The 12,691-nt window shown below is 57.4% G+C and carries 10 protein-coding genes and 1 riboswitch; of the genes, 7 read left to right on the forward strand and 3 right to left on the reverse strand.

The genetic code is table 11. The features are described 5' to 3' along the window. From FGU71_RS08060 to FGU71_RS08070, 3 genes are read right to left on the reverse strand one after another with little or no spacing between them, the layout of a single operon-like run. On the reverse strand, positions 1–954 hold the full coding sequence (locus FGU71_RS08060; protein ID WP_142788085.1) for an aldo/keto reductase: 954 nt from the start codon (positions 952–954) through the stop codon (positions 1–3). Then, complete coding sequence (locus tag FGU71_RS08065; RefSeq protein WP_142788086.1) at positions 951–2,036, reverse strand: Gfo/Idh/MocA family protein; 1,086 nt, start codon at positions 2,034–2,036, stop codon at positions 951–953. Before FGU71_RS08065 ends, FGU71_RS08060 begins: the two co-directional genes overlap by 4 nt. 40 nt (positions 2,037–2,076) lie before the next feature. Next, positions 2,077–3,984, reverse strand: a complete 1,908-nt coding sequence (locus tag FGU71_RS08070) for a beta-galactosidase (RefSeq protein WP_142788087.1) — start codon at positions 3,982–3,984, stop codon at positions 2,077–2,079. Between the two features lie 96 nt (positions 3,985–4,080). Between FGU71_RS08070 and FGU71_RS08075 the strand changes: the two genes are divergently transcribed. The 7 genes from FGU71_RS08075 (at position 4,081) to gcvH (ending at position 12,642) form a co-directional block, all read left to right on the forward strand. Continuing rightward, positions 4,081–5,079, forward strand: a complete 999-nt coding sequence (locus FGU71_RS08075; protein WP_142788088.1) for an ArsR/SmtB family transcription factor — start codon at positions 4,081–4,083, stop codon at positions 5,077–5,079. 25 nt (positions 5,080–5,104) lie between these two features. Next, positions 5,105–6,034, forward strand: a complete 930-nt coding sequence (gene metF / locus FGU71_RS08080; RefSeq protein WP_142788089.1) for a methylenetetrahydrofolate reductase [NAD(P)H] — start codon at positions 5,105–5,107, stop codon at positions 6,032–6,034. After that, positions 6,031–7,089, forward strand: a complete 1,059-nt coding sequence (locus FGU71_RS08085) for a homocysteine S-methyltransferase family protein (protein WP_407644401.1) — start codon at positions 6,031–6,033, stop codon at positions 7,087–7,089. The genes metF and FGU71_RS08085 overlap by 4 nt, the downstream gene beginning before the upstream one ends. Continuing rightward, the gene (gene metH / locus FGU71_RS08090) at positions 7,089–9,719 is read left to right on the forward strand and encodes a methionine synthase (RefSeq protein ID WP_142788090.1); all 2,631 of its coding nucleotides are present in this window, start codon (positions 7,089–7,091) and stop codon (positions 9,717–9,719) included. The genes FGU71_RS08085 and metH overlap by 1 nt, the downstream gene beginning before the upstream one ends. Then, a complete protein-coding gene (locus tag FGU71_RS08095) occupies positions 9,655–10,674 on the forward strand; it encodes a sulfite exporter TauE/SafE family protein (protein ID WP_142788091.1) in 1,020 nt (339 codons plus the stop codon). Before metH ends, FGU71_RS08095 begins: the two co-directional genes overlap by 65 nt. Before the next feature lie 171 nt (positions 10,675–10,845). Next, positions 10,846–10,958, forward strand: a riboswitch (glycine riboswitch). Between the two features lie 161 nt (positions 10,959–11,119). Then, positions 11,120–12,265, forward strand: coding sequence for a glycine cleavage system aminomethyltransferase GcvT (gene gcvT / locus FGU71_RS08100; RefSeq protein ID WP_142788092.1), 1,146 nt, complete (start codon positions 11,120–11,122; stop codon positions 12,263–12,265). A gap of 5 nt (positions 12,266–12,270) precedes the next feature. Beyond that, positions 12,271–12,642, forward strand: a complete 372-nt coding sequence (gcvH, locus tag FGU71_RS08105; RefSeq protein WP_142788093.1) for a glycine cleavage system protein GcvH — start codon at positions 12,271–12,273, stop codon at positions 12,640–12,642. Positions 12,643–12,691 lie beyond the last annotated feature (49 nt).

Consider the following 12,691-nt stretch of genomic DNA (forward strand, 5'->3'; position numbering starts at 1 on the left):
TCAATCGTAGATCGGATGGAACGTACCGAAAGCTGCCTCTGTAAAAGTGCCGGGGTCATTAAACCGGCGGTTCTGATTTAGCGATGAAATCGCTGCCATTTCGACTTGGCTCAGCTCAAAATCGAGATCGAGATTTTCTCGCATCCGATCCGGCTTTGTCGTTTTGGGAATAATCGCAGTTCCGCGCTGAATACCCCAGCGCAGCAGGACTTGCGCGGGTGTTTTGCCGTGCGCGCTTGCGGCGACCATTACGGGTGCCGCGCCAAGCAGGCTCTCACCCTCTGCGGCCATGTCCAGCTCGAAATAGCTTTGCGCCCCGAGCGGAGAGAACGCCGTGACGTCAATACCATAATCCTTTGCCAGACGGATCAAACGCTCCTGGGTAAGGTAGGGATGGCTTTCGATTTGCAGCATCGCCGGTTTTATCCGCGCATACGCCATCAGGTCGTGAACAAGCCCGGAATTGTAATTGCACACGCCGATATTCTTCACGAGGCCCTTTTCAACCAAGGCTTCCATCGCAGCCCACGTTGCATGAAGCGGGACCTTTGCAGGTATCATGACAGGGTTTTGCGCATCTGGATCATAGACCCATTCCGGCGGATAGCGCGTTTCAATCGGCACATATTCGAGCGCGATCGGAAAATGGATCAGGTAAAGATCAAAAAAGTCGATCTTAAGGTCATCAAGTGATTGGCGGCATGCCTCTTCAACGTGATCTGGCGCATGGAATGTGTTCCAGAGTTTAGAGGTGATCCACAGCTCCTCACGCGTGACCAAGCCTTCTTGCATTGCTTGGCTAAGGCCTTTGCCGGTCTCTCCCTCGTTACCGTAATCTGCAGCGCTGTCGAAATGACGGTAGCCCGCTTTAACGGCCTCCAGAACGGTGGCAGCCGTATCCTCCAAAGGAATCTTCCAAAGTCCAAAGCCGACGGCTGGCATGTCCGTATTCATCGCGATCCTTCGTCATTAAAATTGATATCTATCGGCAATCCGGTCTCGATACTCTGCTGTGCTGCGGCGCCCATGACGACAGAACGAAGCCCGTCATTAGCGTTGATGAGGGCTTTCCTGCCCTTGACCAAGGCCTCGTGAAAGTCGCGCTGTTGAAAGTATGTCGCGCCGTGGTGATCGCCCGCGGCAAGCGCATCTGGCGGCGTTGCCACATGGGTCACAACCGAACCCGATTTATCGCGCGGTGCCCATGTCACTTCGCCTGCGGGAAGTTTGACTTCCAGTTTGCCGACAGGCCCGACTGCGCTGATTTCCTCTTGCTGATCGGAACCTTCTGCGAACATGCAAAGATCCAGCACGGCGCGGGCGCCTCCGGCAAAATCGACCAAGACGAATGCGTTGTCGATTATATCGGGCACTTCGCCGTCATAGCGTTCGTCCAGATGGTTCACATCTTGCGCGCCACTTGCAAAAATGCGCACCGGTTCATCGCGCATGATATGCCGCATCAGGTCAAAGAAGTGGCAGCATTTCTCGACCAGGGTGCCGCCGGTATTGCGATTAAACCGGTTCCAGTCGCCGACCTTGACCAGAAATGGAAACCGGTGCTCGCGGATGGACAGCATTTTGATGTCGCCGGCCTCACCTGCATGGATCCGCTCGATAAAGGAAGTGACCGGCGGCATATACCGGTATTCGAGGCCAACCCAGAACAGGTTCGGGTAATCACTTGCCGCCTTGGCCAGCGCCCCGGCATCGGCAAGCTCTGTGCACATCGGCTTTTCCAGCAAGATGGCAGCGCCGGTTTCCATGACCTCTTTTACAGCTTTGAAGTGGGTGAAATTTGGTGATGCGATGATCACCGCGTCGGGCTTTGCCTCGGCCAGCATTGTGCCAGCCTCTTCGAACAATCGGATATCCTGCCCGAGCTTTTGCGCCAGAGCCTTTGCCGAAGCGCGTGATCCGGCATCAGGATCGGCGATGGCAATCAATTCGGCGCCGCTGACCAGAGCCAAATTCTGCATATGCTCGCGGCCCATCATACCGCATCCGATAATGGCGTAGGTGCGCGTTTCGATCATGAATTTGCCCATGTGCGAGGGTGTGAGATTTGGCAATCCATCATGCGCCAAGAGCGGCGATGGCAAAAGACGCAGGAGCAATCGTTTCACCCGTGTAATCGAGTGTCACCGGCCCGGCGGAGTAATTGAAAGCGAACAAATGTGTGGCAGACCGGCGCAGACGCAGCCCTTTGGGAAGGCGCGAAGTCCGGACCGACGCTTCACCTGCCATGCGTTCAATCAAGTCCTGCAAAAGCGCGGTGTCAGGCCACGCCCCGCAATAGCGGACATGACCATTTTTGAACACGACGCCGCGCCCATCTTTCAGCGCATATTCGGGGGGAAGATCGCTATCCATCTGTTCAAACCAGCGCTCTATGCCGAAGCCATCACCGTGCTCTGTGATCCCTCCGCGCAAGGATTCCACGCGCTGGACCGTGACCGGAACCAGATCACGCAGCGCCCCTGGCGCGAGGCCATCGGGAATTGAGAAACTGGCTGTTTTGCTGCCCGAGCGCGGGCCGATCAGAACCGGGCATTCGAGCTGCGCAAGCTTGTCGCCAAAGCCCTCTGGCACAATTGGCAGCGTGGGGATTAGAACAACGCTGTATGCCTCCAGCGCCGCCTCGGGTGAGACGATGTCGATATCGAGGCCGAGTTTCCTGAGCGCGCAGTACCATTCGTAAACGAGCTCCAGATATCGGAAGCTTTGCCCTTGGGGTTGAATGGAACAGACCCACGCGGCCTCATAGGAGAAAACCAGCGCGGCTGATGCGGGCGCGGTCGTCTGCGGGCCGATTGCGTCGATCACATCGGCGGCGATGCGGGCTTCATCTGCGCCTTCGGCATTGCTGCCGTCAGGTCGCAACAGTCCCGCATGCATTTGTTCCTGAGCGAACGGAGCCTGCCGCCAGCGGAAATAGCTGGTGAACTCTGCGCCATGCGCCATCGCCTCCAGTGTCCAGAGCGCCACCATTCCGGGGAGCGGTGCAGGGTTGAACCGTGCCCAATTCACTGGGCCGGGTTGCTGCTCCATTACGCCCCAGCGGCCATTCGAGCACCCACGGTAAAGATCATGGTGAAAGGCTGCGATATCCGGGTGACCCTGACGAACATAATCGCGCTTGTCTTCCTCGCCGAACCAGAATTGCTCCAGAAATCCGAGTGGATAGGAATCCCACGTCGATACATCCAGATCGCGCCCGACAGCGTGGTGGTCGAACTCGGTAAAGAAACCCATGAAGTTGTGCGTGATATCGCGGTTGGCACAATGCTCGCGAAGGATAGCCGTTTGCGCGCGGTTAAAACTGATGACTTCATCCGACGCGAAACGGCGATAATCGAGCCAATGGGCAGGGTTGGCCTCTGTGACGGTCAAATGCGGCGGGTCAATTTCATCAAACCGGCGATATTCCATGCTCCAGAACACGTTGCCCCACGCCGTGTTCAGTGCGTCCACATCGATATATTTGCGTTCCAGCCATTCGCGGAAACGTGTGGTTGCTGCGCTCGAAAAGCTCAGGATGGTGTCGTGACAGCCATATTCGTTGTCTGTCTGCCAAAGCGCGATTGCGGGGTGATCACCATAGCGTTTGGCCATGGCCGTCACGATCCGCTGGCATTCTTTGCGATAGCCTTCATGCGAAAAGCAATAATGCCGCCGAGAACCAAATCCGCGCGGTCGCCCCTGTTCATCGATCGCCACCATATCGGGCATCTGATCGACCAGCCATTTGGGCGGGGTGGCGGTGGGCGTGCCGAGAATAACTTTCAATCCGGCGCGGTCCAAGGTCGCAATCGCCCGGTCAAGCCAGTCCCATTGCAGCCGCCCGGGTTCCGGCTCGATCCGGCTCCAGGCGAACTCTCCGATACGCACAAGCGACAGGCCGATGTCGGCCATCCGCCGGGCATCGTCTGCCCATTGGTCTTCGGGCCAATGTTCCGGGTAATAACAGCAACCAAGTTTCATAATTCTTGCGTTTCCGCGTGGGCAGCGCGTAATGCAAGCCTGTTCATTGAATTGCGACATTTACAGATATAAAAATATCTTTATATCCGTCCTTCTATGCCTGTTGATACCCTTTTCAAAGCACTGGCCGATCCTACGCGGCTTCGCATCGCGCGATTGCTCGGGACGATGGAGCTTGCCGTGGGCGAGTTGGCGCAGGCTTTGGGGCAAAGCCAGCCCCGTGTTTCGCGGCATGTCGGCATCCTTTGCGATGCGGGTCTAGCAGAGCGGCGACGCGAAGGCAGTTGGGTATTTTTGCGGTCCACCGGTGGTTCGGACAATGCCAATCCTGTGATGGAAGCTCTGGACCAATTGCTTGCTATAGCCGAGCGCGAGAACGCCGAATTTGCGCAAATATGCGACAGTGACCGGCGCAAGCTCGCTGCCATTCGCGAAGCCAGAGAAGATACCGCCGAAAGCTATTTCGCGCGCCATGCCAGCGATTGGGACGATCTTCGCGCGCTTCACAGCTCGGACGCTCAAGTAGAGGGGCGCCTTGCCAAGGCATTGAGCGACGCGCCGCTGGGGGCTGTGCTTGATATCGGCACTGGAACCGGCCGGATGGCGGAATTCTTCGCCAAAGATGCCGATCATATCGTGGCCGTGGATAAGAACCTTGAAATGCTTCGCGTGGCGCGCGCCAAATTGCAGCATCTACCTGCGGCCCAGATCGAGCTTGTCCAAGGCGATTTTTCCGATTTGCCGTTTGGTGATGCGGGTTTTGATACCGTGCTGTTTCATCAAGTTCTGCACTTTGCGCAGGATCCGGCCTTGCCGTTGTCTGAAGCTGCGCGTGTGACCCGCATGGGGGGGCGGATCGCGATTGTCGATTTTGCCAGCCACGACCGCGAGGAATTGCGCAGCCGGCATCAACACGCGCGTCTCGGATTTACCGATGAACAAATGCGAGATTTGTTAAACAGCGCGGGATTCGCTGCCCAAGATCCCATCGCGCTGGATGGCGGTGAGCTGATTGTCAAAATCTGGCTTGGGCAGCGATGCGAAACGCTTCCCGAGCGAAACCCGAATACCCCCGATCCGAATACATCTACCTGAAAACCCTCTCTAAAGAGCAGCCTGTATGACCCCTACTCTTGATCAATTACACGAAGCGCGAACCGCGATAGACACCCCTTTGTTTTCGGGTTTGCCCGGCGATGTTGACGTAAGTTTTGAATTTTTTCCGCCCAAGACCCAGAAAATGGAAGATCAGCTGTGGGACGCGGTGCAGCAGTTGAAACCGCTCGCGCCCAGCTTTGTCTCGGTCACTTACGGGGCAGGGGGATCGACGCGTGAACGCACCCACGCAACGGTAGCCCGCATCATCGCAGAGGCGAAAATGCCAGCGGCTGCCCACCTGACCTGCGTGGGCGCATCGAAAGCGGAAATTCGCGAAGTTGCCGAGCAATATTGGGAGGCTGGCGTGCGGCACATCGTTGCATTGCGCGGCGATGCCGGTGAGCCGGGCGCGCCGTTTACTCCGCATCCTGAAGGGTTCGCAAGCGCGGCTGAACTGGTTGCGGGCCTGAAAGAGATCGCGGACTTCGACATTTCCGTTGCCGCCTATCCCGAAACACATCCCGATGCCGATTGCCCGCAATCCGACATCGATAATCTGAAACGCAAACTGGATGCCGGTGCGAGCCGTGCGATCAGCCAGTTCTTTTTCTCGGCCGACAAATTTTTTGCCTTTCGTGACCGGCTCGCTGCAAGCGGCATCGATCAGCCCGTTCTTCCCGGCATTTTGCCGGTGACCAATGTCGCGCAGGCCCGCAAGTTTGCAGGCGCATGCGGTGCGGAAATTCCGCCATGGATGGATGGACTGTTCGAAGGCCTGGATGCCAAACCTGATGCCCGTAAACTGGTCGCTGCGACCGTCGCCGCCGAACTTTGCCGCAGGCTCTATGCAGGCGGGGTTCGCGATTTTCACTTCTACACTCTCAACCGCTCAGAGCTTGCTTATGCGATCTGTCACATGCTCGGCAAACGGCCGATCGGAGAAACAGCATGAACGCCGACCTGACCCCGCGCGAAAGGCTTTTGTCTGCCGCATCCGAACGAGTTCTGATCTCCGACGGAGCATTTGGAACGCAAATTCAGGACCGGAAACTCACTGAAGAAGATTACGCCGGTAATCTCGGGCTGAAGGCTGATCAGAAAGGCAACAACGATATCCTCGCGCTGACACGGCCCGATGTGATCGAAGATATCACGCGTGCCTATCTCGACGCGGGATCGGATGTGGTATCGACCAACACTTTCTCCGCCAACCGTATCAGCCAGGCAGACTACGCCGCAGAAGATCAGGTTGCTGCGATCAATATCGCAAGCGGGAAGATCGCGCGTGCGCTCGCCGATGAATACGAGGCGAAAGACGGCAAGCCGCGCTTCGTCGCAGGCGCGATTGGCCCGACCAACAAAACACTCTCGCTCAGCCCCGATGTCGAAGACCCCGGCTTTCGCGAAATCGACTTTGACGAACTGACGGCGGTCTACAAGGATCAAGCCGCCGCCTTGATCGAAGGCGGCTGCGATTTCATCCTGATCGAAACGGTGTTCGACACGCTTAATGCCAAGGCCGGGATCATGGCCGTTAAACAGCTGGAGGCTGATCTGGGGCGGGACGTTCCCGTGATGATATCCATGACGCTCACCGATCTTTCCGGGCGCAATCTGTCCGGGCATACGGTCGAGGCGTTCTGGTATGCGGTCCGCCATGCAAATCCGATCACGATCGGGCTCAATTGCAGCTTTGGCGCGGATCAGCTGCGCCCGCATATCCAATCGCTTTCCGCGATCGCTGATACGCTTTTGATGGCTTATCCCAATGCCGGCCTGCCTAATGAATTGGGCGAGTATGACGAAATGCCCGAAACAACCGCAGGTCTGGTGAAACTGTGGGCGCAGAATGGTCAGGCCAACATCCTTGGCGGGTGCTGCGGCTCAAGCCCTGCACATATCAAAGCGATTGCTGACGCTGTAAGAGACCTGCCGCCGCGCGCCATACCCGGCAATAACCCGGCGATGCGTCTTGCCGGCCTCGAACCGTTTGTGGTGGCAGCCTGATGACACAGCAAAATTCCAGCGCACGTTTCATCAATATCGGTGAACGCACCAATGTCACCGGATCTGCACGGTTCAAGAAATTGATCATGGCGGATGATTACACCGCTGCCGTAGAGGTGGCGCGCCAGCAGGTCGAAAACGGCGCGCAAGTGATCGACGTGAACATGGACGAAGGCCTGCTTGACGCCAAGCACGCAATGACGACGTTTCTTAAACTGATCGCGGCTGAACCAGATATCGCCCGCGTTCCGGTGATGATCGACAGTTCCAAATGGGACGTGATCGAAGCGGGTTTGAAATGCGTTTCGGGCAAACCGATTGTGAACTCGATCAGCATGAAGGAAGGCGAGGCGCCGTTCCTTGAACATGCGCGCAAATGCCGGGCTTACGGTGCAGCTGTGGTTGTGATGGCCTTTGACGAGGTCGGTCAGGCCGACACGAAACAGCGCAAGGTCGAAATCTGTAAGCGCGCCTATGATCTGCTCGTGGGCGATGGCTTTCCGCCCGAAGACATCATTTTCGATCCGAATATCTTCGCGGTTGCGACCGGCATCGAAGAGCACAATCGTTATGGCCTGGACTTCATCGAAGCGGTTCAGGAGATCAAGAAACAGTGCCCGTATGCCAAAACCAGCGGCGGGCTTTCCAACCTTTCATTCAGTTTCCGCGGCAACGAAACGGTGCGCCGCGCGATGCACTCGGTGTTTTTGTACCACACGATCCCTGCGGGTCTTGATATGGCCATCGTCAATGCGGGCCAGCTGGATGTTTACGACACCATCGATCCGGCTTTGCGCGATGCCTGCGAAGACGTGATCCTGATGCGGCGCGACGATGCAACCGAACGGCTCATTGATCTCGCTGAAAGCTTTAAAGGCAAATCTGTTGCCGATGAAAAGGCAGCCGAAGAATGGCGCGGTTGGGAAGTGCGCAAACGGCTTGAACATGCATTGGTCAAGGGGATCGACGCGCATATCGTGCCCGACACCGAAGAAATGCGCAGCGCGATTGCCGACAGTGGCGGACGGCCAATCGAAGTGATCGAAGGCCCGTTGATGGACGGCATGAATGTCGTTGGCGATCTGTTTGGCAGCGGCAAGATGTTCCTGCCGCAAGTCGTTAAATCCGCGCGCGTGATGAAAAAAGCTGTCGCGCACCTCATTCCGTTTATCGAAGCCGAAAAAGACCTGCTGCCTGAGGCCGAACGCAAGGCCAAGGGCAAGGTTATCATGGCAACCGTAAAGGGCGATGTGCACGATATCGGCAAGAATATCGTCGGTGTGGTTCTGCAATGTAACGGCTATGACGTTGTCGATCTTGGTGTGATGGTGCCGTGGCCCAAAATCCTTGAAGTGGCGAAGGAAGAGAACGCGGATATGATCGGCCTGTCCGGCCTCATCACCCCTTCGCTTGATGAAATGGTCACCGTTGCCGAAGAAATGCAGCGGGCAGAAATGACCATGCCGCTGCTGATCGGCGGGGCCACGACAAGCAAAGTCCACACCGCGCTCAAAATTGAACCAAACTATGATGGTCCGGTGATCCATGTGCTCGACGCGAGCCGCGCAGTAGGAGTTGCCTCAAAGCTGTTGTCCGACACTCAGCGCGATGAATTCGTTGAGGAAACCGCAGCAGAATACGAAAAGGTCCGCGCCGCACGCGCAGGAAAATCACCGAGCGTGCTGCTGTCCATCGAGGAAGCGCGCTCGAACCGGTATGATCCGTTTTACAGCGACAAGCCCGCGCCGCCCTTGCAACCGGGGGTGCATGTTTTCGATGACTGGGATCTTACCGATCTGCGGCAATATATCGACTGGACACCGTTTTTCCGCGCATGGGAATTGCACGGCAATTATCCGGCCATTCTGACAGACGATGTGGTTGGCGAAACGGCCAGCCAGCTGTTTGATGATGCCAATGCGATGCTTGATCAGATTATTGGTGAAAAATGGCTGACGGCGCGCGGAGTTGCAGGTCTTTGGCCGTGCGCGCGTGACGGCGACGATGTGACAATCCACCGCGTTCGCCGCGAAGAGCATGTGACGCTGCCATTCCTGCGGCAACAGGTGAAAAAGAGCCGCGACCGGGCCAATATGTGCCTGGCAGATTTCATCGATCCCGACGGTGACTGGATCGGCGGTTTTGCGGTTGGTATCCACGGGATTGAACCGCATATCGCGCGTTTCCAAGAGGACAAGGATGACTATTCCGATATCCTGTTGAAAGCCTTGGCCGACCGTTTTGCAGAGGCTTTTGCGGAGCGTCTGCACCTGCACATACGCACCGATCTGTGGGGCTATGCCCCGGGCGAACAGCTCACCAACGCAGCGTTGATCAAGGAAGATTACCGCGGGATCCGCCCTGCGCCGGGATATCCGGCATGTCCCGATCACTCGCTCAAACTGATCCTGTTCGAACTGCTCGATGCGGAAAAAAATGTCGGGCTTACGCTTACGGAAAGCTATGCGATGTGGCCGACAGCGGCGGTTTCCGGCTTTTATTTCGGTCATCCGGAATCGGAATATTTCGGCGTGGCCCGCATCGGCCGCGATCAGTTGGAAGAATATGCCGAGCGCCGCGGCGTGGATGTGGGAACTGCCGAGCGATGGCTCCGGCCCAATCTCGACTAGCCGCGATCCGGACCAGCAAATCATGATCCGCGCGCAATCTCATGCGTCTCGTTTGCTGTGGTTCGGGTTCGCTGCGCTTATTGCCGCATATTTCTTGACGTTTTGGTTGGCTCCAAAGCAGCCTGAGACTTGGCCGGCTTTATGGTTTGTCCCCGGCGTCGGCGTGATCGGAGCCATTATCGCCAACGCCAGCGGCACCGGCGGCGGCGTTGTTTTCATCCCCGTGTTCAACGCCTTAAGAGACCTATCCGACTGGCAGCTCGATCCGCTGCGTGTGACGGCGATTTCGATGGGTATTCAGGCCTTTGGCATGAGCGTTGGCGCTCTGCGATGGACCGATAGACTGCTGCATCAGCCGGCCGTTCAGGCGCATTCGAACGAGGCACCAGTACGATATCAGGATTACGCCGTGACGTGCATGTTGGTGCTTGCGATTTCGCTACCGGTGCAATTGCTCGCTCAGGCGATGATTGAAATTGACGGGACAACTGTGCTGATCGCTTACAAAGGCTTTTCGGTCATACTTGGCACGGCTTTGATCATCGCAACGTGGACGGTGAACCGCGACGCGCCAGAGCGCGCTGCGCTAACGCGGTTTGACTGGGCGGTGTTGGCGATGCTGTCTGTTCCGGGTGGATTTGTGACGGCGTTGTTCTCGGTCGGGATCGGCGAACTGGTCGCTTTTTATCTGTTCCTGCGCCATTTCCCGATGCTGCTTGCGGTCGGTACGGCGTGCGTCATTTCATCGATCAGCATGATTGCGGGCACTCTGCTCAATCAACAGGCGGGCATTATCGCTTGGGATATTGTCCTGCTTGCCGCACCGGGCGCCATGATCGGGGCCGTGCTTGCGCGGCCGATTGCGCTTTGGCTGGGGCCGCGCAAATTGAAGACCGCTGGCGGGCTGTGGATCGCGGTGTCGGCGCTTTACCTGATCGGGATCGCCCAAAATTAGCCTGATCCCAAACCAGCCTGCCCCCAAACCAGCCTTATAACGCGCCGCCAAAGCAGGAATGTGACTGCCACACGCAGCTTTGTTTCGCGCTTTCCCCGACCAATAGAAATGCGCGATTGACGAAGGCTTTCGCATCCGCAACATGGGCCCTGCCTGCCGGGGGTGATTCCGGCGTCTTTCGCGGGAGAGACTGGCCTGATACGCTTTTTTTTGAGTGTGACGGGCGCGGCGCCGAAGGAGCAACCGCCCCGGAAACTCTCAGGCAAATGGACCGCGCGAGGCATAGGCACTCTGGAAAGCGTGTTCGGACTTGATCTGGCCACCACCGAAGGGGAGGTTTCGTGGCCGAAATGCCGCGCAACTGAAGCTCTCAGGTTTCCCGACAGAGGGGGCAGGAACGGCGCACCGATCGGGGCGTTTGCTTGCTTATTCGGGGACTGATGTTTTGAGCGACGAAATTCCAGAAGAAGAAATTGCGCTGGCGGCCCTGCCGCTGGATGCGTGGCATCGCGCCCGCGGGGCGCGGATGGTCCCGTTTGCGGGCTATGAAATGCCGATCCAGTATACGGGCGAGCAGGGCGGTATAGTGGCCGAGCATGAATGGACACGCACCAATGCGAGCCTGTTCGATGTGTCGCATATGGGGCAGCTCGCGCTTAAGGGTGATGGCGCTGCGCACGAGCTGGAAAAATTGCTGCCCGGCGCGATCTCCAATCTGAAACCGGGCAAGATGCGCTATTCGCTGCTGCTTACCGAAGCGGGCGGCGTGATTGACGATCTGATGGTCACCAACACCGGCGCGCATCTGGCGCTTGTTGTGAACGGTGCGTGCAAATGGGATGACATCGCCCATCTTCGTGAACATCTGCCCGATGAAATTACACTAACGCATTTTGACGACTTCGCTCTGCTCGCCTTGCAAGGGCCAAAAGCGGGCGACGTGCTGGAAAGCCTGATCCCGGGCACGGGCGCGCTGACATTTATGACTGCGGGTCTGTTTCAATGGAACGGCGCGCATCTCTGGGTCAGCCGCGCAGGCTATACCGGCGAAGACGGGTTCGAGATTTCGATCCACGAAGGCCGCGTCGCTGAATTGGCCGATGCGCTTGTGGCTGATGATCGCGTGAACCCTGCGGGGCTGGGCGCGCGCGACAGTTTGCGGCTGGAGGCGGGGCTGCCGCTATACGGCCACGATCTCAATCTCGACACTGATCCGGTGACCGCCGATCTGGCTTTTGCACTATCGAAAAAACGGCGTGCCGAAGGCGGCTATCACGGTTTCAAAGCCGTTGCTGCGCGTCTGGCCGAAGTCGAATCCGGCACGCTTGCGCAGCGCCGCGTTGGGCTGATTCTGGAAGGGCGCATGCCCGCCCGCGAAGGTGCCGATGTGTATTCCGGCGACACCAAAGTCGGCACAGTCACCAGCGGCGGATTTTCGCCTACATTGGGCGTGCCGATTGCTATGGCCTTTGTTGACAGCGCCTATGCAGCTGAGGGCACTGCGCTGACATGCGAAGTTCGCAAAAAGCGTCTGCCTGCTACCGTTTCACCCATGCCTTTTGTTCCGCACCGCTATTACCGAGGGAGCTGATTTCTATGCCACGTTATTTTACCGAAGAACATGAATGGATCGATGTTGAGGGCGAAAGCGCCACCGTCGGTATCACCGATTATGCGCAGGAACAGCTGGGCGATATCGTCTTTGTCGAATTGCCCGATGTCGGCGCGATGCTGGACAAGGGCGGCGATGCAGCCGTCGTGGAAAGTGTGAAAGCGGCGAGCGATGTCTACGCGCCGATCACTGGCGAAGTAACCGAAGGCAACGCCTCGCTCGAAGATGAACCCGCGCTCGTGAACTCTTCGCCAGAGGAAGAAGGCTGGTTTTTCCGCATGACCATTTCAGACCGCGATGAACTGGAAGGTCTGATGGACGATAAAGCGTACAAAGCCTTTGTCGATAATCTTTAGAATTTCATCCCGGCGCTGCTGCCGACCGTAGCTGTGAAGCTATGAATTG

The sequence above is a fragment of the Erythrobacter insulae genome (assembly GCF_007004095.1).
GTDB lineage: Bacteria > Pseudomonadota > Alphaproteobacteria > Sphingomonadales > Sphingomonadaceae > Erythrobacter > Erythrobacter insulae.